Consider the following 23,755-nt stretch of genomic DNA (forward strand, 5'->3'; position numbering starts at 1 on the left):
CCCGGTGAGCAGCACCACCACGGCGGCGACCCCCACCTCGCCGGTCGCCCTCGCCGTCGGCGACGAGATGCCGGCCTCGGAGTTCGGTCCGCTGACCCGTTCGCACATCGTCCGGTACGCCGGCGCGGGCGGGGACTTCAACCCGATCCACCACGACGAGGAGTTCGCGCGCTCGGCCGGCATGCCCGGGGTGTTCGGCATGGGCCTGCTGCACGGCGGCCTGCTCGGGCAGCGGCTGGCGGCCTGGGTGGGCCTGGCCGCCCTCCGGGCCTACCGGATCCGCTTCACCGGCCAGGTCTGGCCCGGCGACGTGCTGAGCTTCAGCGGCACCGTCACCGACGTCCGCGAGCAGGACGGCGAACGGCTCGCCGACCTCGCGCTGGTCGTGACCCGCCAGAACGGCGACCCGGCGATCAGGGCCACCGCCGTCGCCCGGGTCGCCTAGTGCGCGGCGCCCGACCAGCGGACCGGTCCGGCTCTCCGGCCGGACCACACCACCGACGGAAAGGACGACCGTGAGCACTGCGACCACCGACGTCACCGGTCTCGGGATGGCCTTCGGGACGCTCGAGGAGGGCCGGGCCTGGGCCGGTCGCACCTCGGAGCCCAAGCAGGCCTGGTTCCCGATCGACCGGTCGATGGTCCTGTACTACTGCTCGCTGGTGGAGGACGCGAACCCGCGGTACTGGGAGGGCGACGAGTGCCCGCCCGGCCTGCTGATGACCCTGGGTTTCAACCCGCAGTGGACCCCGGAGCACCTGCACCGCGACGACTCGCTGTTCGCGCTCAGCGTGCCGCTGCCCGGACACCACATCATCAACGCCTCCACCACCACCGAGCTCGAGCGCCGGCCCCGGGTCGGCGACCACGTGTCGATCGTCGAGGAGATCGTCTCGGTGTCGCCGGAGAAGACGACCCGGATCGGCACCGGGGTGTTCATCACCTCGCTGACCACCTACAGCGACCAGCACGGCGAGGTCATCGCGCGCAACACGAACGTGCTGTTCCGGTACGACATCGCCGACACCGCCGCCGGGACCGAGGAGCAGGCATGACCACCAGCACCGCCGCGGGACTGCGGTTCGACGACGTCGCGGTCGGCGACGAGATCACCCCGGTCTCGATCCCGGTCACCTACAAGCGGATCTGCATGAACGCCGCGTCCACGTGGGACTGGTTCCCCGGCCACCACGATCCCGAGTACGCACGCAGCCAGGGCCAGCAGACGATCTACCTGTCGACCCTGTTCTTCCACGGCTTCATCGACCGCGGGCTCGGCGACTGGGCCGGTCCCGACGCGCTGCTGCGCCGGCGCAAGATCTCGATGATCAGGTCGATCTACCCGGGACAGACCGCGACCCTCACCGGACGCGTCGTCGGCAAGCGCGAGGTGGAGGGCACCGGCCTGGTCGACCTGGAGCTGATGGTCTCCAGCGAGGAGGGTCCGTGCGTGCCCAGCGAGGCGACCCTGCAGCTCCCGACCGGGCCGGGGTGACCATGGATTCCGACGGGCGCCGCGGCATCGTCTCCTACGGCGCCTACCTCCCCTTCCACCGCCTCGACCGGGCGGCGATCCGGGCGACCCTCGGCCAGGGCGGCGGCAAGGGCACCCGCACGGTGGCCGCCTACGACGAGGACTCGACGTCGATGGGCGTCGAGGCCGCCCGACGGGCGCTGTGGGGCGCACCCCTGCCCGAGTCGCTCTACTTCGCCACCACCGCACCCGCCTACGCCGACAAGACCAACGCCACCGCGATCCACGCGGCGCTGGGCGGCAGCCGGGAGGGTTTCGCCACCGACCTCGGCGCGGCGGTCCGCGGCGCTTCCGGTGCCCTTCGGGCCGCCGCGGCCACCGGCGGCATGGCTGTGCTGTCCGACATCCGGACCGGGCGTCCCGGCTCGGCGGACGAGGCGGCCGGGGGCGACGGGGCCGTCGCGTTCGCGTTCGGCACCGGCGAGCGGGTCCTCGCCGAGATCGTCGCCCAGGCCTCGGTGTCCGCGGAGTTCCTGGACCGCTGGAGGGTGCCGGGCGAGCCCTACAGCCGGGTGTGGGAGGAGCGCTTCGGCGCCCAGGCCTACCTGCCGCTGATCACCGACGCCGTGACGCGGGCCCTCAAGTCCGCGCAGCTCGAGGCGCCGACCCACGTCATCGTGTCCTCGCCGCAGGCCCGGGCGGCCCGGGCGGCGCTCGGCGCGTTCCCGAAGGCCGCGCGCGCCGACGGGCTGGAGCAGGAGGTCGGGTTCGCCGGCGCCGCACACGCCGGTCTGGTGCTGGCCGACGTCCTGGACCGGGCCGCGCCGGGTGACACCGTCCTGCTCGTCGTGGCCGCCGACGGGGCCGACGCCACCGTCCTGCGGGTGACCGACGCGGTCACCCGCCGCCCTACCGGCGACGGGGTGCGCGAGCAGCTCGCGGTCTCCCGGGAGGTGTCCTACCCGGACTTCCTGACCTGGCGCGGGTTCCTAGACCGCGAACCCCCGCGCCGCCCAGACCCGGAGCGACCCGCCGGACCGCCCGCGGCGCGCTCGCAGCGCTGGAAGTACGCGTTCGAGGGTTCGCGCTGCCTGTCCTGCTCGACGGTCAACGTCCCCCCGCAGCGGGTGTGCGTGCACTGCGGCGCCGTCGACCGCGCCGAGCCGGTCCCGCTCGCGGCCACCCGGGCCACCGTGGCCACGTTCACCATCGACAAGCTGGCCTTCTCCCTCGCCCCGCCCGTCGTCGACGTCGTCATCGACTTCGACGGCGGCGGCCGCTACGGGTGCCAGCTCGCCGACGCCGACCCGGCCGCGGTCGCGATCGGCGACCGGGTGGAGATGACCTTCCGCCGCTTCCACACCGCCGGCGGCGTGCACAACTACTTCTGGAAGGCACGTCCCGTCAGGAAGGAGCACTAGTCATGGCCAGCAACGGTATCCGCGACAAGGTCGCCATCGTCGGCATGGGGTGCACCCCGTTCGGCGAGCACTGGGACCGCTCGGTCGACGACCTGCTCATCGACGCCGTCACCGAGTGCATCGGCTCCGTGCCCGGCGTCGAGAAGGACGACATCGACGCCTTCTGGCTCGGGACGATGGGGTCGGGGTCCTCCGGCCTCACCCTCTCCCGGCCGCTCAAGATCGGCTACCGGCCGGTCACCCGCGTGGAGAACTACTGCGCCACCGGTTCGGAGTCGTTCCGCAACGCCGCCTACGCGGTGGCGTCGGGCGCCTACGACTGCGTGATGGCCGTCGGGGTGGAGAAGCTCAAGGACTCCGGCTTCTCCGGTCTGGTCATCCCGACCCCGGCGAACGACGGCACCGAGTCCGAGCTCACCGCGCCGGCGATGTTCTCGCTGCTGGCCCCGTCGTACGCGAAGAAGTACGGCGTCGACGCGGACCTGATGAAGGAGGTGATGACCCACATCGCCTGGAAGAACCACCTCAACGGGGCGAAGAACCCCCGTGCCCAGTTCCGTTCCGAGGTCGCGAAGGAGACGATCTCCTGCTCGCCGCTGGTGGCCGGCCAGCTCGGCATCTTCGACTGCTCGGGGGTGTCCGACGGGGCGGCCGCGGCCCTGATCGTCCGGGCCGAGGACGCCCACCGCTACACCGACCGGCCGATCTACATCAAGGCGCTGTCGTTCGTGGCCGGCCCGGCCGAGGGACCGCTCGACCCCGCCTACGACTACACGACGTTCACCGAGGTCGTCCGTTGCGCCGAGGACGCCTACGCGCAGGCCGGGGTCAAGGACCCGCGCACCGAGATCTCGATGGCCGAGGTGCACGACTGCTTCACCCCCACCGAGCTGGTGCTGATGGAGGACCTCGGGTTCTCCGAGCGCGGCCAGGGCTGGAAGGACGTCCTGGAGGGCTTCTTCGACCTCGACGGCGGCCTGCCCGTCAACCCCGACGGCGGCCTGAAGTCCTTCGGCCACCCGATCGGTGCCAGCGGACTGCGGATGCTGTTCGAGATGTGGCTGCAGCTGCGCGGCGAGGCCGGCGAGCGGCAGCTCGCGAGCCCCCGGCTCGGGATGACGCACAACCTCGGGGGCGCGCCGGGCGCCTGCGTGTCGTTCGCCTCGATCGTCGGCGCCGAACGAGACTGACGCCCGCACCCGACCGTCATCGGCCGGGCACGGGCGGGTCCCCGCCGTCGGGTCGGCGTTGCCGCCGACCCGACGGCACCGATCACGTGATCGCGAACCCCGCGTAGTCCTTCGCGGCCGACTCCTCCCACTTGGTGAGGTAGGTGGGCAGGCCGCCCGGGTAGTTGAGCATCTGCCGGGTCTTGCCGGGGATGTTGGCCCCCATGTACCAGGAGTCGGCCCGGTCGAACAGCGAGGGCACCACCAGCTCGGCCACGTGCTCGCGCCACGCGTTCTCCGCCTCGACCTCGGCCTCGACCCGCCTGCGGCCGCTGCGCAGCAGGTCGTCGATCATCCGGACGATCAGCTCGCCCTGGATCTCGGCGCAGGTCGGCCCGTTGCAGAACCCCGACGGGCTCTGCGGCCCGTAGAGGAACAGCAGGTTCGGGAACCCCGCGGTGGCCACGCCCATGTAGGCGCTGACGCCGTCGGCCCACTTCTCCCGCATGGTGATGCCACCGGTGCCCCGGATGTCCATCGCCGTCAGTCCGCCCGTGACCGAGTCGAAGCCGGTGGCGAGGACCAGCACGTCGAGCTCCACCTCGCCGGCAGCGGTCCGCACGCCGGTGGCGGTGACCTCCTCGATCGGGCTCTCCCGCAGGTCGACGAGGGTGACGTTGTCCTGGTTGTAGGCCTCGTAGTAGTTCTGCTCCAGCGACGGGCGCTTGACCCCCAGCGGGTGGATCGGGACCACCGGTGCCAGCTTCTCGGCGACCGCCGGGTCGTCGATCCGCTCCCACACCTTCTTCCGCCAGAACTCGTAGGCGGTGTCGTTGGCCTTCGTGTCGAACAGCACGTCCTGGAAGGTGCCGAGCCAGAACGTGAACCCGCCCATGCCCCAGATGCGCTCGTAGGTGGCCTCGCGCTCCTCGGGCGTGACGTCCAGGGCCGACACGGGCAGGAAGTCGTAGTCGAAGCCGCCGAAGGTCGTGGTGCGGATGGCGTACCGGGCCGCCTGGCCGTCCTTGATCTCCTGCTGCTGCTCGGGGGTGAGCGTCTGCTGGCCCATGCGGAACGCCAGGTTGGGCGTGCGCTGGAAGACGGTGAGCTCGGCCGCGTCGCGGGCCGCCTCCTGGATGACCTGCACGCCACTGGCCCCGGTGCCGATCACCCCGACGCGCTTGCCGGTGAGATCGACACCGGACTGTGGCCACAGTCCGGTGTGGTGGCACTCACCGCGGAAGGACTCCAGCCCGGGGATCGGCGGGATGTAGGGCTTGGAGCCGAAACCGGTGCACGGCACCAGGAAGGTGGCCCGCACCGTCGATCCGTCGGCGGCCCGCACGACCCACTGCTTGCGCTCCTCGTCGAACTCGGCCGAGGTGACCCTGGCGTCGAACCGGATGTCCTTGCTCAGGTCGAGCTTCTCGTCGAGGTAGTCGAAGTACCTCCGGACCTCGCTCCAGTCCGGGAACCGCTCGGAGTACTCCCAGTCCTTCCAGAGGTCCTCCCGCGAGAACTGGTACATCGGCCCGTCGCTGTCGACGCGGGCCCCCGGATAGCAGTTCCAGTACCAGATGCCGCCGATCCGCGAGCCGGCCTCGTAGACCTTCACCGAGTACCCGAGCGAACGCAGCCGGTCGAGCTGGTAGATGCCGGCGAATCCGGCGCCGATCACGAGGACGTCGAGCTCCTCGACCGTGTCCGACTGGGTCTGACTCATGCATGCTCCCCTCGTGACCCCGGGCGGTCGTCCCCGCCCCGGGGTCGGTGTGGTGGGCCGCGTCACACGACCCGGCCCCATCGTGCGACAGGAACGGCCCGGAAAGGTGTCGCGCAACGGGACATGTGCCGACCCTCAGCGCGGACGCAGGCCCATGCCCCGGGCGATGTGGTTGCGCTGCATCTGCGACGTGCCGGCGGTGACCGTGGTGATGCGCGCGTCGCGGAAGTGGCGCTGCATCGGGACCTCCATCATGTAGGAGTAGCCGCCGAGCACCTGCATGCCCTTGTTCGCGACGTCGACGAAGGTCTCGGACCCGAACAGCTTGGCCATCGCCACCTCCTGCCGTGCGGGCCGTCCCTGCGCGACCAGCGTCGCCGCCCGGTAGGTCAGCAACCTGGCTGCGTCCACCGCGGTCTGCATGTCGGCCAGCATGTGCGCGATCGCCTGGAAGTCGCCGATCGGCCTGCCGAACTGCTCGCGCCCCCGCGCGTGCGCCAGCGCCTGGTCGACGACGGTCTGGGCGTTGCCGACGTAGGCCGCGCAGGTCATGGTGCGCTCCAGCTCCAGACCCGCGAGCAGGATGTCCCAGCCCCCGTGCAGATCCCCGACGAGGTTCGCCGCGGGGACCCGGACGTCGTCGAGGAACAGCTCGAAGGTGCCCATCGAGTGCCGGCCCAGGGTGTCGAGCCGGACCACCTCGAGTCCCGGTGCGTCGTTCGGCACCAGGAAGCACGAAATCGCCCTGCGGTCCTCGCGGCTCGTGCGCGCGAAGAGCAGGATCGTGTTGTCGGGCAGACCGGCCCCGGTGGAGAAGACCTTCTGGCCGTCGATGACGAAGTCGTCGCCGTCCGCGCGCGCGAAGGTGCGCATGGCCCCGGCGTCCGAGCCGGCCTCGGGTTCGGTGATCGAGATCGACAGCCTGCGCTCGCCCCGGACGATGCCGGGCACGATCTTGTCCGCCTGCTCCGGCGAGCCGTGGCGCACCAGCAGCAGCCCGAGGAAGACCGCCATCCCGTAGGCGCCGGAGAGGTCGTAGCCCTTGCGACCGATCTCCTCGGCGGTGATCACGAACTCGAGCACCCCCCCGTCCAGGCCTCCGTACCGGGCCGGGAACGGCATCGCGAGCAGGTCCATCTCGACCCAGCGCCGCCACAGCTCGTGCGGGAACAGGTGCTCCCGGTCCAGACGCCGCAGGTACTCCTCGGGCGCCTCCCGGTCCATCATCTCGCGCACGGCCGCGCGCAGCGCGTCCTGCTCGGGTGTGAAGTCGAAGTCCATCGTGCTACTCCCCGGTGAAGGTCGGTGGGCGCTTGCCGAAGAACGCCGCGACACCCTCGGCGTGGTCGCGGGAGATCTTGACGATGCCGTGCGCCATGGCCTCGAGGGCCAGCACCGTGTCGAGGTCGGAGTCGAGCGAGCGGTCCAGGATCGCCTTGGACAGCGCCAGTGCCTGGGCCGGCCCCGCGGCCAGGTCGGAGGCCAGCGCCAGCGCGGCCGCTCGCATTTCGGCCGCCGGTTCCAGCCTGTTGGCCAGCCCCAGCCGCAGCGCTTCGGGGGCGTCCACGACGCGCGAGGTGTAGATCAGGTCCTTGGCCACCGACAGGCTCGCCACCCGGCGCGGTAACAGGTAGGACGCCCCGAAGTCGGGCTTGTTGGCGATCTTCAGGTACGGCATGCAGAACCGGGCGTCGTCGGCGGCGACCACCAGGTCGGCGGTCAGCGCGAGGCACATCCCGGCGCCGTAGGCATGGCCCTGCACGGCGGCCACCACCGGCTTGGGCATCCCCAGGAGCTCGCGGACCAGCGCGTTGGCCTCGGCTGCGAGGTAGGCGTACCAGCCGTAGGCACCCCGCGGTGGCTGCGCCCCGCCACTCTGGTCCCCGCCGGCGCAGAACGACCGCCCGGCTCCCTCCAGGAGCACCGCGGCGATCCCGTCGTCGGCGGCGCAGCGGGCGACGGCCGCCCGCAGTGCGCTGATGGTGGGCCCGTCGAGGGCGTTGAGCTTGCCGGGCCGGTCGAGCCGCACGACCCCGACCCGGCCGACGGACTCGACGACGACCGGCGGACCCGCCCCCGCCGGGCCGGCCGCCGCCGTCACGGCCTGCCCACCAGGGCGCGTCCTATCGTGTTCTTCAGGATCTGGGTCGTCCCGCCGGTGATCTTGAACATGCGCACGTCGCGGAGCATCCGCTCCAGCGGCGCCTCGGCGAAGTAGCCGGCCCCGCCGAGCATCTGCAGGCAGTCGTCGACCACCCGGAACGCGCCCTCGGTGGCGGCGATCTTCGCGCAGGCGGAGTGGTAGGCCGAGGTGCGGCCCGCGTCGACCTCGGAGAGCGCCCGGTAGCACAGCGAGCCCGCCTGCGGCTCGGTCATCGCGATGGTCACCTCCGCCGTGCCGGCGGCGAGTCGCTCCAGGATCTCGCGGTGGCCGGGGCCGCCGTGGGCGGCGAGGATCCGTCCGGAGACGTTCTGGTCGTGCACCAGCAGCGCCGTGTTGGCGCACGCCTTGCTGATCTCCTCGACCAGCAGGTAGCACTCGACGAGGCTGGCCCCACCCCCGCCGAAGGCGGTGGCCAGCGCGGCGCCGAGCAGGCCGAGCTCACGGAGCCGCGCGTGGTTCTCCTCGGGGTAGGCCGCCTCGGTGTCCCAGCGGGCAGCCCGGGGGGCGAACTCGGCGGCGAGCCTGCGCCCGAGCTCGACCCATTCGCGCTCGCGCTCGGTCAGGGTGAAGTCCACGTGTCCTCCCCGTCGGTGCAGCCTTGCCTGACCGCACAATCAGGATGATAATCCCGATAAATCACAACACCCTGAACGGGAGCCTCCGTGACCGACGTCGACACCGACTACTACGCAGCTCTGCGCGACACCGGCAACGCCGAGATCGCCGAGGGCTTCCGGTGGCGGGTGCCGGACCGGATGAACCTCGCGGTGCAGGTGTGCGACCGCTACCGCCACTCCGGGGCACGGGCGATCCGCTGGCTGGGGGCCGACGGCTCGTCGCGCGACGTCGGCTTCGCCGAGCTGGCCGACACCTCCGACCGGGTCACCGGTGCGCTGCGCGAGCTCGGGGTGGCCCCGGGTGACCGCGTGTTCACGATGATGCCCCGGTTGCCCGTGCACTGGGCGCTGCTGCTCGGCACGCTCAAGGTCGGCGCCGTGTGGAGCTGCCTGTCGACCACGTTCGGCCCCGACGGGGTCGCCGTCCGGGTGGAGGACGCCCGGCCGAAGGTGATCGTCACCGCCCGGGCCTACGAGCCGACCGTGCGCGCGGCGGCCGCCGCCGTCGGGGCCACCGTGGTGCTGATCGACGACGACGGCCCCGACGGCCTCACCGCCCGGCTGGCCGCCGCGCCGGCGCATGTCGAGGTGGCGGACACCGCGGCCACGGACCCCGCTTTCCTGTTCTACACCAGCGGCACCACCGGCCGGCCGAAGGGCTCGGTGCACGGGCACCAGCTGCTGGTCGGGGCGCTCGCGCTGGTTGCGCTGACCCTGGAGCTGCGCCCCGAGGACGTCATGTGGCCGACCTCGGACCTGGCGTGGATCACCGGCGTCCTGCTTCCGCTGGGCACGCTGGGCTACGGTCAGGGCTTCGTGACCTACGAGGGCGAGTTCGACGCCGCCCGCTGGTGGTCGATCATCCGCGACGAGGGCGTCACCACCCTGTTCGCGGTGCCCACCGCCTACCGGATGCTGCGGTCGGGTGAGGCGGGACTGCCGGGGGCGGGCGACCCCGTCCCGATCCGTCGGCTCGGCACCGTCGGCGAGCCGCTCGACCCCGAGACCCTGGAGTGGTCCAGGAGCCGGTTCGGCACGCCGATCGTCGAGTGCTACGGGCAGACCGAGAACGGCGCGGCGCTGTGCAGCAACCGCCCCGGCACGACCATCAAACCCGGTAGCCTCGGCCCGGCGCTGCCGTGGCTCACCGTGGCCGTCGTCGACGACGAGGGCACCGAGCTGCCCGCCGGCGAGATCGGCGAGATCGTCTCCCGGCCGGACTACCCCGCGCTCACCCAGGGCTACTGGGAGCGTCCCGACGCCACCGCCGCCGTCCTGCGCGACGGATGGCAGTGGACCGGCGATCTGGCGAGGATCGACGAGGACGGCTACTTCTGGTACAGCAGCCGTCGTGACGACGTCATCTCCTCGGGCGGCTACCGGATCGGGCCGACCGAGATCGAGGCCGCCCTCCTGTCGCACCCCGCCGTCGCCGAGGCGGGAGTGGTCGGCAAGCCCGACCCGCAGCGCGGCCAGATCGTCAAGGCCTGGGTCGCACTGAACCCGGGTCACGAACCGGGCGACGAGCTGGTGGCCGAGCTCAAGGAGCACTGCAAGCGCACCGCGGGCGGCTGGAACCACCCGCGGGAGATCGGCTTCCTCGACGAGCTGCCCAAGACCATCACCGGCAAGATCCGACGCGTCGAGCTGCGGGCGCTCGACGCGGAGTCCCGGTGAACCCGGACGTGAGGACCCCCGTCCCCGCCCCGCTGCTGGAGTTCCAGCTCACGCTGCGGGCACCCGCCGGCATCTCCCCCGCCGCGCTGCTCGGGTCCTACGACGGCTATGTCAACGCGCCGGGACCGCCCGTCGCGGCGGTGCACCGGGCCGTGCCGATGCGCGAGGTGGCGGGTTGGCGGCTGGGAGCGGACATCACCGTCCCGCTCGGCGAGCCGCCCTTCCCGCTGCTCGTCTACCTGCACGGCGGCGGCTGGGTGATGGGCGCACCCCACACCCATCGCCGGCTGGCCACCGAGCTGGCGGCGCTCGGCCTGCTCGTCGTCTCCGTCGACTACCGCAGGGCACCCAAGCACCGGTTCCCCGCCGCGGTCGAGGACGCGGAGTTCGCCGTCGACTGGGCGGCCGGGCAGGCCGCGGAGTTCGGCGGCGACCCGTCCCGGATCCTCGTCGGCGGGGACTCCGCCGGGGCCAACCTCGCGGCGTGCGTGCTCACCGGTACGACGGCGGGCCGGTCGGTCTCCGCTGCCCTGCTGCTCTACGGCGTCTACGACTACCACCGCGCCCTGCCGGTACTGGCCCCGTCGCTGGCCGGGCACGAGGCGCACACCCAGCTCTACCTGCCGGCCGGGGACTTCGAGGCCGTCCGGGGGGATCCCCGGCTCAGCCCCGAGGGCCACGGCGCCGGGATGCCGCCGACGCTGGTGGCCGTCGGCGGGCGCGACCCGCTGCGCGAGGAGTCCACCGCGTTCGCCGCACACCTCGCCGAGGTCGGCGTCTCGCACGAGCTCGTGGTGCTCGACGGTGCGCCGCACGCGTTCCTGCAGCTCCCGACCCATCCCGCGCACGACGAGGGGCTCGCCGCGATCGAGGGCTTCCTGCGTCGGCACGGCCTTCTCCGCCCAACCGGGGACAGCTGAGGGCGGCGCAAGCCGACGCGCGACGGTGACCGCGCCCAAGCCGACCCGGCGACCGGCCGCCTGCGGTCAAGTCCCGACCGACACCGGGAGCTCACGGACGGCCCTGGTCAGGATCTGCGGCTCCCAGCTCAGGTCGTCGGTGGACAGCGTGAGATCGGGGAACCTGGCAAGCAGGGCCGGCACCGCGATCCGGGTCTCGAGCCGGGCCAGCGCCGCCCCGAGGCAGAAGTGCAGGCCCTGGCCGAAGCTGATACCCGGACGCCCCGGTACGCGGTCCAGGCGCAGGTCGTCCGGGTGGTCGTAGACGGCGGGGTCGCGGTTGGCGCCGGCCACCGACAGGTAGACCGTCTGCCCCTGCTCGAGCGTCACCCCCCCGCGCTCGTGGGTCCGGGCCGCGACCCGGACCATGGTCTTGACCGGCCCGTCGAAACGGATCAGCTCCTCGACGGCCGTGTCGACGGCCTCCGGCCTGCTGCGCAGGAGTGCCGACTGGTCGGCCCGGCGCATCAGGGCCAGGGCCGAGTTCGCCAGCAGGTTCGTCGTCGTCTCGTGGCCGGCGAACAGCAGCAGCGTGCACGCCCCCACGAGCTCCAGCTCGCTCAGCTCGCCGGCCCCCTCCTCGGCCTGCGCCGCGAGCAGGGCGCTGACCAGGTCCTCGCCCGGGTGCTCCCGGCGGCGGCGGACGAGCCAGCTGAAGAAGTCGACGAACTCGGCGCTGCCCTCCGCCGCCCGCGCGTCGCGCTGCGGGTTGTCGGACTCCCCGAACACGATCGCCGCCAGCTTGGCCGACCAGTCCTTGAAGCGGTGCCGCTCGGCGCCCTCCACCCCCATCAGGTCCGCGATGACCAGGGCGGGCAGCGGGAAGGCGAACTCGGCCTTGAGGTCGCAGGTGCCCCGTTCGGCGATCCCGTCGAGCAGCTCGGCGGCGATCCGCGCGATCCCGGGCGCGAGCCGCTGGACCTGCCGCGGGGTGAACGCCCGTCGCACCGGGTTGCGCAGCAGCGCGTGGCGTGGCGGGTCGTGGAACACCATCCAGCCGCGCAGGACGTCGAACGTGGTACCGAGGACGGCGGCGCGGTCGGGGGTGAGCCGGGCCCAGTACGGGGTCAGCCGGTCGGAGGAGAGACGCTCGGAGTCCAGGAACGCCTCGGCCACGCCGTCGTACCCGGTGATCACCCAGGCCCGGTGGGTGTCGCTCCAGACCACCGGGCCGCGGGCCCTCAGCGCCGCGAACGTCGCGTGCGGGTCGGCGACGGCGTCGGCGGTCAGGAGATCGATGGGGGCAGGCACCGGCACAACGTACGACAATCGTCCGGCGACATTCAACAGCATGTCGCACGTGAGGGACGGCGGCTGCGCAGCCCTAGCTGAGCGCGCCGAGCCATGCCGCGGCGACGTGGTGGTCGGCGTCGTGGCGGCGGAAGAACAGGTCCCGGGCGTCGTGGCCGGGCCAGCGGGCGGGCAGCAGGTCGGCCGGCAGCACGGGGTCGCGCAGCGCGAACTCCCGCCAGCGGTGCACCATCCGCGTCTGCTCGGCGAAGACGACAGCGGGCTCACGCCCGTCCCGCTCGCGCCGGTCGGAGAACTCGGCGGCGAAGGCGGCGTAGTCGCGGGCCAGGCCACCGAGGTCCCACGCCCGGCTCACGACCTCGAACTCCGAGCCGAGACCGCCGATCCGACCGACGACCGACACCGCGCTGGCGGTCAGGCCGAGCTCGTCGAGCACCTGCCGCGCGGCCTTCTCCGAACCCACCCGCGGGGAGATCCACACACCTTGCCCGAGCGGCCCGAAGCCGGCCCAGCGCAGCCGCGTGCGCAGCCGGTGCCGCAGTTCGCGCCGGGACTCGGGCACCGAGGTGACGAGCACCGTCCAGGTGCCGTCCCAGTCGGTCGGATGGCGCCTGGCCCGGTAGACCGACTCCGCGGACTCCCTGAAGTGGTCGGCGGCCCGGGAGGTCAGCCGCCACAGCGTGCGGCGGCCGTGCCGCTCGGCGGTGATCCACCCGTCCCGCGCGGTCCGCGTCAGGGCCTGACGGGCCGCTCGCTCCTCGACCCCCAGCCGGCCCAGCGCCGCGACCGCGCCCGCGGTCCACAGCGTCGCACCCGGATCCCGGAGGTACTCGCCGACGACGGTGAACAGCAGGGACCGGGCACTGCGCGACGCCCGCGGGGCGCCGTTCCCCTGCCACCCGCCGCCGGCCGGCGCCGACCCGCTGCGCGCCTCCATCGCCCTCCCCCGTGATCGCCCGACCTGCGCCCGCGATCGTAGCGGCGTCTTCCTGCGACATCCTGTTGACGGCCGTCTCGCGATCCAGCACACTCGACACCCACCGACGAGGAGGTCGATGACCGATGGACGTCCGGGGCCTGATGCGCCGCTCGGCGCAGCACTACGCCGAGCGCACAGCGGTGGTCTCGGGCGACCGGCGTCTCACCTTCGCCGAGGCGTGGACGCGCGGGCTGCGGCTCGCCAACGGCCTGCTCGCGCTCGGCCTGAACCCGGGCGACCGGGTGGCGGTGCTGGAGGACAACGGCATCGAGGCGCAGGACATGTACGCGGGGGCCGCCGCGGCCGGGCTCGTCCGTGTCCCGCTCTACGCCCGTGACGCCCGGCGTGCGCACGCCGACAACATGGCCGGGACGGGCTGCCGGGCCCTCGTGGTCTCGCCGCGCTACCTGCCCGACGTCGCCGGGCTGGTCGACGAGCTGCCCGACCTCGAGCACGTGATCGTGCGCGACGGCGGCTACGAGGACTGGCTGGCCGCACAGCCCGACAGCGACCCCGACCCGCGGATCGAGCCGGACGACCACTTCATCATCCGGCACACCGGTGGCACCACCGGGCGGGCGAAGGGCGTGGCGAACACGCACCGGACCTGGCTCGCCTCCGGTCGGGACTGGACCTACAACTTCCCCCCGGTGCAGGTCGGTGACGTGTGCCTGCACGTCGGCCCGATCTCGCACGGCTCGGGCTACCTCTACCTCCCGATGTGGCTGCAGGGCGCCGTCAACGTCCTGCTGCCGGCCGCCGACCCGGCCGGGTGCCTGGAGGCGATGGAACGCGAGCGGGTCGGGTACATGTTCTGCGTTCCGGCGCTGCTCGGCGCCCTCGCCCAGCACACCGACGCGCGCCGTCGCGACTTCTCGGCGCTCAAGGTCGTCCTGGTCGCCGGCGCGCCGATCTCCGACGCCACCGCACTGGCCGCGCGCGACCTCTTCGGGCCGGTGCTCCACCAGCTCTACGGCCAGACCGAGGCGTTGCCGGCGTGCGCGATGGGGCCGCAGGAGTGGTTCTCGACGGTTCAGGGCTCCACCCCGCTGCGCTCGGCGGGGCGCCCGCTGCCGTTCGCCGAGCTGGAGATCCGGGGGCCCGACAACGAGGCGCTGCCCGTCGGGCGGGAAGGGCAGATCGCGATCCGCTGCGAGGGCCAGATGACCGGGTTCTGGAACGACCCCGAGAAGACCGCCGCCCGCCTGGTGGACGGCTGGGTGCTCACGGGCGACGTCGGCACCATGGACGTCAACGGCTACCTCTACGTGCTCGACCGGATGGACGACATGATCATCTCGGGCGGGTTCAACATCTGGCCGGCCGAGCTGGAGAACGCCATCGCCTCCCACCCCGCGGTGCGCGAGGTGGCGGTCTTCGGCGTCCCGCACGAGCGGTGGGGCGAGACCCCGATGGCCGTCTGCGTGACCGACCCCGGGGCGGAGGTGACCGAGCAGGAGATCATCGACCTCGCCGCGGAGGCACTGGGCTCCTACAAGAAGCCGGGCCGGGTGGAGTTCCGCACCGAGGAGCTGCCCAAGAGCCCGGTGGGCAAGTTGCAGCGCAAGGCGCTGCGCGAGCCGCACTGGGCGGGGCGGGAACGCCGCGTCTCCGGCGTCTGAGCCGGCCTACCGACAGGAGCAGCATGGATCTCGGACTCGACGGACGTACGGCGCTGGTCACCGGGGGGGGCCGCGGGATCGGCTACGCGATCAGCGCCCTGCTCCTCGCCGAGGGGGCGAAGGTGGCCGTCGCCGACATCGACGCCGAGGGCGCGCAGGAGGCCGCGGCGAAGCTCGGGGCCGCGGGCGGCACCGTCGTCGCGATCACCGGCGACGTCAGTGACCACGCGTCCTCGGTCGCGATGGTCGCGGAGGCGGAGCGGACGATCGGCCCGCTGGACGTCCTGGTCAACAACGCCGGGATGTGGATCGTGAAGCCGTTCACCGAGACCGGGCCGCAGGACTGGGCCCGGGAGTTCGGGGTCAACACCCACGGCGTGCTCAACATGACGCACGCGGCGCTGCCCGGCATGATCGAACGCCGCCGGGGGTCGGTGGTCACCATCACCTCGGAGGCCGGCCGGGTCGGCGAGCCCCGCACCGCCGTGTACTCGGCCGCCAAGGCGGCCGTGATCGGCTTCAGCAAGGCGCTGGCCAAGGAGGTCGGCCGACACGGCGTGCGGGTCAACTGCGTGGCGCTGGGCACCACCCGCACCCCGCAGGCGGAGGCGAGCTTCGCCCCGGAACTGTGGGACCGCATCGCGAAGGCCTACCCGCTGGGCCGCACGGGCGAGCCCGAGGACGCTGCGGCCGCGGTCGCGTTCCTCGCCGGCGACTGCGCGTCCTGGGTGACCGGGCAGACCTACGGCGTCAACGGCGGATACGCGATGCCCTAGCAGCAGGGCGCGAGCAGCAGGGCCCGAGCAGCAACGCCCAGCAGGAACGCCCCAGCAGCGGCACCGCCGCGGCGGGTCGACAGGAGGCGACATGACGATCGAGACGGACCGCGAGTGGACCCCGCCCCCGGTGGTGGCCCCGAACATCTACCCCGTCGACTGGCGGGTCGAGGACCGCCGCGCGCTCAACGTCTACGAGCGCGCAAAGGACCTCACCTGGAACCCGACCCGGCTGGCCTGGGACACGATCGACGCCGATGCGCTGGATCCCGAGGAGCGGCTCGCCGTCGCCTACCACGGGGCGCTGGGCGCCATGTTCGAGTACGCCGCGGCACCCCAGTTCCTGCACCCGCTCTCCACGCTCTACGAGCGACACGAGGAGCACGGGCTGATCCTGCTGTGCATGGCCACCGGCCGCGACGAGTTCGTGCACGAGGAGTTCTTCCGCCGGGTCGCCACCACGATGATCCCGGGCTTCCCGTTCGAGTTCACCCCGCGCACCGAGCTGGAGCACCGGGCGGTGCAGAACCTGCGGTGGGTGGAGTGGAAGCAGTCGCGGACGTGGCCCACCTACACCGAGAAGGTCGTGCTCGGGGACAACCCGTGGCTGCTGCAGGTCAGCATCCTCGCCCCGGAGATCGTGGGGATGGTGCTGTTCGACCGCATCGTCGACGGCATCGCGTGGCCCGCGCTCCAGGAGGGATACCGCCACGTCGACGTCGACGAGCGCCGCCACGTCGCGTACGGCAGGCTGCTGTTCGAGAAGCGGATGCGCGACCGCGACCGGCCCGCGCTGGGCACCGACGAGCGCCGGTTCCTGGCCAAGCTCGCCAGCGACGGCATCCTCTACGCCATGGGCATGCTCGCTCTGCCCCAGCTGGTCACCAGCGATGAGTCCAACTTCTGGATGCGCCCGGCCGACCGGGCACCCGGGCACTTCGCCGAGACCCACGGCCGCCTGCTGGGCCGGGCGATGCAGGTGATGACGGGCGAGGACGCCGACGCGATGTGGGAGGCGGCACGACCGGCGGTGAAGAAGGTCAAGTGGGTGCTGGAGCAGAACGGCATCGACGACTTCGACGACCACCTGCCGGTGTTCGAGGCGTTCCACATCGGGGCCCGCGAGCGCAGCCTGGAGGAGGACTACACCGCCGACCTGCTGGCCCGGTAGACGATGCCGTGGGCACGGGCCGGCGCCGGGCCGGGGCACCGACCACGCCGATGACGTGCCGGCACGTCGACCGGGACGGCCCGGTGTGGACGATCCGGCTGGACCGCCCGCACGTCCGCAACTCCTCGATCCCCGCCACCGCAGCCGAGGACCTCCTGGCCGGTGCCCGCGTCACCGCCGCGGGGATCGCCGGGAACGCGCCGCTGACGGTCGCCGCGATCGAGCGCACCTACACCGCGGAGCACCGGCGGGCCTTCGCCGCCGAGCGCGCCGCGGCGCTCACGGTCCTGGCCACCGACGACGCCAGGGAGGGCACCCAGGCGTTCCTGCAACGGCGCCCGCCCCACTTCCTCGGTCGACGAGGGGACCCCGGGAACGGTTGCCCGCCATGCCGACCGGTCGGTATGGTCACCGGGACAGGCGCATCCCCGCGACCATCGGAGCCGCTGTGACCGAGGTACTCGCCCCCGCCGTGGACCGGACCCGCCTGCGGGCCGCCGTCGAGGCCGGCAACATCCCCACCCTGCTGATGGTGCTGCTCCACCTGACCGGCGACCGGCGCTGGCTCGAGCCGCCGTATGCGCCCGACCGCAACCGCGGGCTCGGCGCGAACGACTCCGGCGGGTTGCCCGACGAGCGTCGTCGTGAGGTTCTCGACGCGGTCACCGACGCCGTGGCGGCCTGGTACGGCGGTGCGCCGGCGGCCGTTCCCGACCCGTCGACCGCGCTGCTGACCGAGATGTTCGGGGTGGCGATGGGCGAGCCCGTCCCCGAGGAGTACGGCCGGCTCGCCGCGACGGAACTGGGCGCCCCGGTCCCCCGGCCGCGGCCGCGGCCGGAGGCCGGCAGCGGCCCGTCGGTGCTCATCGTCGGCGCCGGGGTGTCCGGGCTGACACTGGCCGTGGCGCTGCGCGAGGCGGGCGTGCAGCACGTCGTCGTGGAGCGCAACACCGACGTCGGTGGCACCTGGCTGACCAACTCCTACCCGGGCTGCGGCGTCGACACGCCCAGCCACCTGTACTCGCTGTCGTTCTTCCCGCGCGCCTGGTCCGGGCACTTCGGCAAGCGCGACGAGCTCGCCGGCTACCTTGCCGACCTCGCCGACCACTTCGGCCTGCGCGAGGACATCCGCTTCGGCACCGAGGCCCTCGACGCGCGCTACGACGAGGCCGCGCAGCGGTGGACTGTGCAGGTCCGCGACCGCGACGGGGTCGAGTGCGAGCTCGGCGCCGACGTACTGGTCACCGCGGCCGGACTGTTCGGCATCCCGGCGGTGCCCGACCTCCCGGGGCTGGACGGTTTCCGCGGCACCGTCGTGCACTCCACCCGCTGGCCGGCCGACCTGGACGTCACCGGCCGGCGGGTGGCGGTCGTCGGGACCGGGGCCAGCGCGATGCAGACGGTGCCGGCGATCGTCGACCGGACCGCCTCGCTGACGGTGTTCCAGCGCTCACCGCAGTGGGCCGCGCCCGCCGAGGGTTACTTCGACCCGATCGACGACGACGCGCGGTGGCTGTTCGAGAACGTGCCGCTCTACCGCACCTGGTACCGGCTGCGCCTCGCCTGGACCTGGAACGACCGCGTGCACCCCTCGTTGCAGGTCGACCCGGCCTGGGAGCACCCCGACCGCTCGCTCAACGCCGTCAACGACGGGCACCGGGAGTACTTCACCCGCTACATCCGCTCGGAGCTGGCCGGGCGGCCGGACCTGCAGGCCAAGGCCGTGCCGACCTACCCGCCCTACGGCAAGCGGATGCTGCTGGACAACGGCTGGTACCGGGCGCTGACCCGCCCGCACGTCGAGCTCGTCACCGAGCCGGTCACCGGCTTCACCGCCGACGCGGTGCGCGACGCCACCGGCATCCTGTACCGGGCGGACGTGGTCGTGCTGTGCACCGGGTTCCAGGTGAACCGGTTCGTGGCGCCGCTGCAGGTGCGCGGGCGCGGCGGGGCGGACCTGCACGAGGTGTGGGGCGACGACGACGCCACCGCCTACCTGGGCATGACGGTGCCCCGCTTCCCGAACCTGTTCCTGATGTACGGGCCCAACGTAAACCCGGGGGCGGGCGGCAGCTACATGTTCATCGCCGAGTGCCAGGCCCGCTACATCGGCGACGCACTGCGCCGGATGCGCGAGCACGGGCTCGGCGCGATCGAGTGCCGCCCCGAGGTGCACGACGACTACGTCGCGAAGGTGGATGCGGCCCACGACCGGATGGTCTGGTCGCACCCCGGGATGAGCACGTACTACCGCAACTCGGCGGGACGCGTGGTCACGAACACGCCGTGGCGCGTCATCGACTACTGGGACATGACCCGCACCGCCGATCTGGCCGACTTCCACGTCGAACCGGCCCGCGACACCGAGGAGAACCGATGAAGGGCTTCCCCTACCCCACTGCGCCCAGCGGCTGGTTCCAGGTCGGGTGGGCCGAGGACCTGCAGCCCGGCGGCGTCCGCCGGATGCGCTACTTCGGCCAGGACCTGGTCCTGTTCCGGGGCGCCGACGGCGCCTTCCGCACGGTCGAGGCCTACTGCGGGCACCTCGGCGCCGACCTCGGGGCCGGCGGCACCGTCCGCGGCGACGACATCGTGTGCCCGTTCCACGGCTGGGCGTGGGACGGCGAGGGCCGCAACGTCGACATCCCCTACAGCGCCCGCCCGGTCAGGACGTGCCTGCGCAGCTACCCGACCCGGACCGCCAACGGCGTGGTGCTGGTCTGGCACCATCCCGACGGCGCGCCGCCGACCTGGGAGCCCCCGACGCTGCCGGAGTTCGAGCACCCCGACTACCTGCCGGCCCAGCCGCACGCGGTCAAGCTGTGGGCGGGTGTGCCGTTCCAGCCGCAGGTCGTCGCCGAGAACACCGTCGATCCGATGCACTTCCACTACGTGCACCGGGCACCGAGGTCCACCGCGATCGAGAAGTTCGAGACCGAGGGCGCCTACGCCTACGTCCTGCACGAGTACCCCTACGGCCGCGAGGGCGCCGAGCTGACGCCCGGCGGCACCGTCGCGGGCCGCCTGGAGATCGAGGTGTGGGGGGTCGGGCTGATCTGCTTCCGGATGACGGACTACGTCGAGGCCGCCCAGTTCGTCTGCTCCACCCCGATCGACGCCGAGACCTCCGACGTCTTCTTCTCGATGTGGCAGAAGCGCGAACCGGATGCCGCGCCCGGCTCCCCGCCCAGCCACCGGGAGCAGCGCGTGTTCGAGGAACAGATCCGCCAGACCGAGATGGACTTCCCGATCTGGTCCAACATGCGCTACACGCTGCGGGCGCCGATCGTGCGCGAGGAGTCGCCCACCTACCAGAACTTCCGCAAGTGGTCGCGGCAGTTCTACGTGGCGGCCGAGGTCGAGGCGACCCAGGAGGCAGCCCTGTGAGCAGCACCTGTGCCGCGCCGACCGCCGACGAGATGCGCTTCGTGCTCGACGAGCTGCCCCGGTCGTCGTCGGGGAAGATCCAGAAGTTCCGGCTGCGGGTCGAGTACGCCCAGCTCTACGCGGGCGCCCCCGGTGTGGTCGCGCCGGCGTCGTCGGTGGCGACCCCGTGAGCCGGCTGGCTGGCAAGGTGGCTGTCGTGACCGGCGGGGCCAGCGGCCTCGGGCTGGCCACCGTCCTGCGCTTCTGCGCGGAGGGGGCGCGGGTGGTCGCGGTCGACCTCAACGCCGAGAGCGGCAAGGCCATGCTGTCCGGGGCCGCCGCCGCCGGGGTCGGCGACGCGGTCCGCTTCGTCGCGGCCGACGTCGCCGACGAGGACGACGTCGCCGCGGCGGTCGGCACCGCGGTGGCCGAGTTCGGCCGGCTCGACGTCATGTTCAACAACGCCGGCGTCGGCGGCGCCTTCGGGCCGGTCACCGACATCGAGGTGGAGGACTGGGACTACACCTTTGCGGTGCTGGTCCGCGGGGTGTTCCTGGGCACCAAGCACGCCGCTCGCGTGATGATCGACCAGGGTGCCGGTGGGTCGATCATCAACACCGCCTCGGTCGCCGGCCTGTCGGGCGGCGCCGGACCCCAGGCCTACTCCTCGGCGAAGGCCGCGGTGATCAACCTGAGCCGGTCGACCGCGGTCGAGCTGGCTGAACACCGCGTGCGGGTCAACGCGATCTGCCCGGGCGTGATCCTCACCCCGCTGCTGCACCAGGGCCGGGAGCAGCAGATGCGCGAGCTGCTGCCCACCGTCCAGCCGTGGCCCGACCACGGCCGCCCCGAGCACATCGCGGGCGCCGCGCTGTTCCTGGCCAGCGCGGACTCGGAGTTCGTGACCGGTCAGGCGATCTCCGTCGACGGCGGCCTGACGGCCGTCGGCCCGGACCTGGGCAACCGGCTGCAGACCCGGCCGGGCGACGCCGGACTGGTCGGGGTCAACCGCGGCCAGACCGGCGTCCGGTCGCAGATCCGGCGGCGCGTCGGCGACCCGGGCCCGCGATGAGCCCACAGGTCCCGCCCCCGGCGCTGGCTACCATCCCGCCCATGGCCACCGCATCCGCTCCCGGCTCCCGCCCGGCGTCGTCGCGGGGCGGGGCGTTCGACGCCATCGTCGCCGCGGCCGTGGACTGCTTCTACGAGAAGGGGTACGAGGCCACGTCGGTGCAGGAGGTCGTGGAGCGGGCCCGGGTGAGCAAGGGGTCGTTCTACCACCACTTCGCGGCGAAGGAGGACCTGCTTCTGCTGATCCACGACGCGTTCATCGACAGCCAGCTGGAGATGCTGCGAGCAGCCGCGTCGGCCGGCCGCTCACCGCGCGAGACCCTCGCCCAGTTGATCGAGGAGAACCTCGTCGGCGCCGAGCGGTTCCAGCGCTACCAGACGATCTTCTTCGAGCAGCGCCGATTCCTGTCCGAGGACCGGTTCGTCGAGGTCAAGAAGAAGCGCGACGAGTACGAGCAGCAGGTGGTCACGATCCTGGAGGCCGGCATCGCCGACGGTTCGTTCCGTCCGGTGCCCTCCGCCCGGGTTCTGGCCTTCGGCATCATCGGCATGTCGGCCTGGGCCTACCAGTGGTACCGCACCGGGCCGATGGCCGCCCGCGACATCGGCCGCATGTACGCCGAGATCGTCCTCGACGGGCTCACCCAGCCCCCACGGAACCGGAGGTGAGCGCCGTGGCCGGATCGGGCCGCACCGACGTCGACGTCGTGATCGTGGGAGCCGGGTTCGCCGGTCTCTACATGCTGCACCGGGCGCGCGACGTGCTCGGGCTGCGGGCCGTCGTCATCGAGGCGGCCGACGGGGTCGGCGGCACCTGGTACCTCAACCGGTACCCGGGGGCGCGCTGCGACTCCGAGAGCTACGTGTACTGCTACTCCTTCTCGGAGGAGCTGCTGCAGGAGTGGGAGTGGAGCGGCAAGTACCCGCGCCAGCCGGAGATCCTCACCTACCTGGAGCACGTCGCGGACCGCTTCGACCTGCTGCGCGACATCCGTCTCGGCACCCGCGTCGAGGCCGCGCGGTACCAGGACGCCGACGGCACCTGGCGGGTGCGGACCAGCGCCGGTGACGTCGTCAGCGCCCGGTTCCTCGTCACGGGGATGGGGCTGCTCGCCGCCGCCCCCTACACACCCGACATCCCGGGCCTCGACACGTTCTCCGGCGAGTGCCACCACACCGGACGCTGGCCGCACGAGCCCGTGGACCTCGCGGGCCGGCGGGTCGGGGTGATCGGCACCGGCTCCACCGGGGTGCAGGCCATCCCGGTGATCGCCGAGCAGGCCGCGCACCTGCACGTCTTCCAGCGCAGCCCGCAGTTCACGGTGCCCGCGCGCCACCACACCGTCGACCGTGCCGTGCTGGCGGAGATCAGGTCGGACTACGACGCGATCTGGGCGAAGGCCAAGTGGTCGCTCAGCGGCTTCCCGTGGCAGCACAACGGCCGCTCGGCACTGGACGCCACCCCCGAGGAGGTCCGGGAGACGTTCGAGGAGCTGTGGGAGCAGGGCGGGTTCCGGTTCGTGTTCGGCTCCTACCGCGACCTGCTCACCGACATCAGGGCCAACGACCTCGCCGCCGACTTCGTCCGGCAGAAGATCCGCGAGACCGTGTCCGACCCGGACACGGCCGCGAAGCTGATGCCGACCGACCATCCGTTCGGCGGCCGGCGGCCGATCATCGACACCCACTACTTCGAGACCTACAACCGCGACGACGTGACGCTCGTCGACCTGCGGGAGACACCGATCGAGGAGGTGACCCCGCGGGGCGTCCGCACCACGAGCGGGGAGGTCGAACTCGACGTGCTCGTCCTGGCCACCGGTTTCGACGCCGTGACGGGACCGTTCACGAGGATCGACATCACCGGCCGCGGCGGCCGGGCGCTGCGCGACGCGTGGGCCGAGGGGCCGAGCACCTACCTGGGACTGGCCGTCGCCGGGTTCCCCAACATGTTCACCATCACCGGTCCCGGCGCCACCTTCGGCAACCTGCCGGTGTCCATCGAGCACCACGTCGAGTGGATCGCCGCCTGCATCGAGGACACCTTGCGCCGCGATCTCGCCGTGGTCGAGGCCCGGTACGAGGCTCAGCAGCGGTGGGCGGACCACGTGCGGGCCCAGGCCGAGCGCATCGTGGCCGGGCCCTCGGGGAGCTGGTACGACGGGGCGAACATCCCCGGTAAGGCGCGCAGGCCGCTGTTCTTCTTCGGCAGCTTCGGTCTCTACCGCCGCACGTGCGAGGATGTCGCGGCGAACGGCTACGAGGGCTTCGACCGGCACCGGTCGGTGTGAGCCGACCCGGCGGGGTCCGCGCGG

The 23,755-nt window shown here is 72.6% G+C and carries 23 protein-coding genes; 17 read left to right on the plus strand and 6 right to left on the minus strand.

Annotated features, from left to right (window positions below; genetic code table 11):
• Nucleotides 1-4 precede the first annotated feature (4 nt).
• The 5 genes from I4I82_RS01215 to I4I82_RS01235 all read left to right on the plus strand — a co-directional run bounded on the left by I4I82_RS01215 (nucleotide 5) and on the right by I4I82_RS01235 (nucleotide 4,085).
• Nucleotides 5-445 carry a MaoC/PaaZ C-terminal domain-containing protein gene (locus I4I82_RS01215; RefSeq protein WP_218589347.1) on the plus strand — a complete coding sequence of 147 codons (441 nt, stop codon included), beginning with the start codon at nucleotides 5-7 and terminating at the stop codon, nucleotides 443-445.
• A gap of 70 nt (nucleotides 446-515) precedes the next feature.
• Nucleotides 516-1,055: an FAS1-like dehydratase domain-containing protein gene (locus I4I82_RS01220; protein WP_218589348.1), complete on the plus strand. Its 540-nt coding sequence runs from the start codon at nucleotides 516-518 to the stop codon at nucleotides 1,053-1,055.
• Nucleotides 1,052-1,495 carry a MaoC/PaaZ C-terminal domain-containing protein gene (locus tag I4I82_RS01225; RefSeq protein WP_218589349.1) on the plus strand — a complete coding sequence of 148 codons (444 nt, stop codon included), beginning with the start codon at nucleotides 1,052-1,054 and terminating at the stop codon, nucleotides 1,493-1,495. Before I4I82_RS01220 ends, I4I82_RS01225 begins: the two co-directional genes overlap by 4 nt.
• A 2-nt stretch (nucleotides 1,496-1,497) precedes the next feature.
• Nucleotides 1,498-2,895, plus strand: a complete 1,398-nt coding sequence (locus I4I82_RS01230; protein ID WP_225920810.1) for an OB-fold domain-containing protein — start codon at nucleotides 1,498-1,500, stop codon at nucleotides 2,893-2,895.
• Between the two features lie 2 nt (nucleotides 2,896-2,897).
• Nucleotides 2,898-4,085, plus strand: coding sequence for an acetyl-CoA acetyltransferase (locus tag I4I82_RS01235; protein ID WP_218589351.1), 1,188 nt, complete (start codon nucleotides 2,898-2,900; stop codon nucleotides 4,083-4,085).
• Between the two features lie 82 nt (nucleotides 4,086-4,167).
• Here the strand turns inward: I4I82_RS01235 and I4I82_RS01240 are convergent, their stop codons facing one another.
• The 4 genes from I4I82_RS01240 to I4I82_RS01255 form a co-directional block, all read right to left on the minus strand.
• Nucleotides 4,168-5,787: a flavin-containing monooxygenase gene (locus tag I4I82_RS01240; RefSeq protein ID WP_218589352.1), complete on the minus strand. Its 1,620-nt coding sequence runs from the start codon at nucleotides 5,785-5,787 to the stop codon at nucleotides 4,168-4,170.
• Between the two features lie 135 nt (nucleotides 5,788-5,922).
• Nucleotides 5,923-7,068 (minus strand): acyl-CoA dehydrogenase family protein, encoded by a 1,146-nt coding sequence (locus I4I82_RS01245; RefSeq protein WP_218589353.1) that lies wholly within the window; start codon nucleotides 7,066-7,068, stop codon nucleotides 5,923-5,925.
• 4 nt (nucleotides 7,069-7,072) lie between these two features.
• Complete coding sequence (locus I4I82_RS01250; RefSeq protein ID WP_218589354.1) at nucleotides 7,073-7,888, minus strand: enoyl-CoA hydratase/isomerase family protein; 816 nt, start codon at nucleotides 7,886-7,888, stop codon at nucleotides 7,073-7,075.
• A complete protein-coding gene (locus I4I82_RS01255) occupies nucleotides 7,885-8,526 on the minus strand; it encodes an acyl-CoA dehydrogenase family protein (protein WP_218589355.1) in 642 nt (213 codons plus the stop codon). The genes I4I82_RS01250 and I4I82_RS01255 overlap by 4 nt, the downstream gene beginning before the upstream one ends.
• A gap of 87 nt (nucleotides 8,527-8,613) precedes the next feature.
• On the opposite strand from I4I82_RS01255, the gene I4I82_RS01260 reads away from it, so the two are divergent.
• Nucleotides 8,614-10,245 carry an acetate--CoA ligase gene (locus tag I4I82_RS01260; protein ID WP_218589356.1) on the plus strand — a complete coding sequence of 544 codons (1,632 nt, stop codon included), beginning with the start codon at nucleotides 8,614-8,616 and terminating at the stop codon, nucleotides 10,243-10,245.
• 8 nt (nucleotides 10,246-10,253) lie between these two features.
• Nucleotides 10,254-11,165: an alpha/beta hydrolase gene (locus I4I82_RS01265; protein ID WP_218589357.1), complete on the plus strand. Its 912-nt coding sequence runs from the start codon at nucleotides 10,254-10,256 to the stop codon at nucleotides 11,163-11,165.
• A 66-nt stretch (nucleotides 11,166-11,231) separates the two neighbouring features.
• Here I4I82_RS01265 and I4I82_RS01270 read toward each other — a convergent pair whose 3' ends face one another.
• Both I4I82_RS01270 and I4I82_RS01275 read right to left on the minus strand, forming a co-directional pair.
• Nucleotides 11,232-12,455, minus strand: coding sequence for a cytochrome P450 (locus I4I82_RS01270; RefSeq protein ID WP_218589358.1), 1,224 nt, complete (start codon nucleotides 12,453-12,455; stop codon nucleotides 11,232-11,234).
• Nucleotides 12,456-12,528: 73 nt separating this feature from the next.
• Complete coding sequence (locus tag I4I82_RS01275) at nucleotides 12,529-13,392, minus strand: PaaX family transcriptional regulator (RefSeq protein WP_218589359.1); 864 nt, start codon at nucleotides 13,390-13,392, stop codon at nucleotides 12,529-12,531.
• Between the two features lie 125 nt (nucleotides 13,393-13,517).
• Here I4I82_RS01275 and I4I82_RS01280 point away from each other — a divergent pair, with 125 nt between their 5' ends.
• The 10 genes from I4I82_RS01280 to I4I82_RS01325 all read left to right on the plus strand — a co-directional run bounded on the left by I4I82_RS01280 (nucleotide 13,518) and on the right by I4I82_RS01325 (nucleotide 23,731).
• Entirely contained in the window at nucleotides 13,518-15,056 is a 1,539-nt protein-coding gene (locus tag I4I82_RS01280; protein ID WP_218589360.1) for a class I adenylate-forming enzyme family protein, read from the plus strand.
• Nucleotides 15,057-15,079: 23 nt separating this feature from the next.
• Nucleotides 15,080-15,832 (plus strand): SDR family NAD(P)-dependent oxidoreductase, encoded by a 753-nt coding sequence (locus I4I82_RS01285; protein ID WP_218589361.1) that lies wholly within the window; start codon nucleotides 15,080-15,082, stop codon nucleotides 15,830-15,832.
• A 91-nt stretch (nucleotides 15,833-15,923) separates the two neighbouring features.
• Entirely contained in the window at nucleotides 15,924-17,003 is a 1,080-nt protein-coding gene (locus I4I82_RS01290) for a hypothetical protein (RefSeq protein WP_218589362.1), read from the plus strand.
• A gap of 50 nt (nucleotides 17,004-17,053) precedes the next feature.
• Entirely contained in the window at nucleotides 17,054-17,455 is a 402-nt protein-coding gene (locus I4I82_RS01295) for a Clp protease/crotonase-like domain-containing protein (RefSeq protein WP_218589363.1), read from the plus strand.
• Complete coding sequence (locus I4I82_RS01300) at nucleotides 17,452-19,383, plus strand: flavin-containing monooxygenase (protein WP_226369816.1); 1,932 nt, start codon at nucleotides 17,452-17,454, stop codon at nucleotides 19,381-19,383. Before I4I82_RS01295 ends, I4I82_RS01300 begins: the two co-directional genes overlap by 4 nt.
• Entirely contained in the window at nucleotides 19,380-20,390 is a 1,011-nt protein-coding gene (locus I4I82_RS01305; protein ID WP_218589364.1) for a Rieske 2Fe-2S domain-containing protein, read from the plus strand. Before I4I82_RS01300 ends, I4I82_RS01305 begins: the two co-directional genes overlap by 4 nt.
• Nucleotides 20,387-20,560 carry a hypothetical protein gene (locus I4I82_RS01310; RefSeq protein ID WP_218589365.1) on the plus strand — a complete coding sequence of 58 codons (174 nt, stop codon included), beginning with the start codon at nucleotides 20,387-20,389 and terminating at the stop codon, nucleotides 20,558-20,560. Before I4I82_RS01305 ends, I4I82_RS01310 begins: the two co-directional genes overlap by 4 nt.
• On the plus strand, nucleotides 20,557-21,441 hold the full coding sequence (locus I4I82_RS01315) for an SDR family NAD(P)-dependent oxidoreductase (protein ID WP_218589366.1): 885 nt from the start codon (nucleotides 20,557-20,559) through the stop codon (nucleotides 21,439-21,441). Before I4I82_RS01310 ends, I4I82_RS01315 begins: the two co-directional genes overlap by 4 nt.
• A 41-nt stretch (nucleotides 21,442-21,482) precedes the next feature.
• Nucleotides 21,483-22,109 (plus strand): TetR/AcrR family transcriptional regulator, encoded by a 627-nt coding sequence (locus I4I82_RS01320; RefSeq protein ID WP_218589367.1) that lies wholly within the window; start codon nucleotides 21,483-21,485, stop codon nucleotides 22,107-22,109.
• 5 nt (nucleotides 22,110-22,114) lie between these two features.
• Nucleotides 22,115-23,731 (plus strand): flavin-containing monooxygenase, encoded by a 1,617-nt coding sequence (locus I4I82_RS01325; protein ID WP_226369817.1) that lies wholly within the window; start codon nucleotides 22,115-22,117, stop codon nucleotides 23,729-23,731.
• Nucleotides 23,732-23,755: the final 24 nt, after the last annotated feature.

Origin of the sequence: Pseudonocardia oceani, assembly GCF_019263585.2 — a bacterium.
Lineage (GTDB): Bacteria > Actinomycetota > Actinomycetes > Mycobacteriales > Pseudonocardiaceae > Pseudonocardia > Pseudonocardia oceani.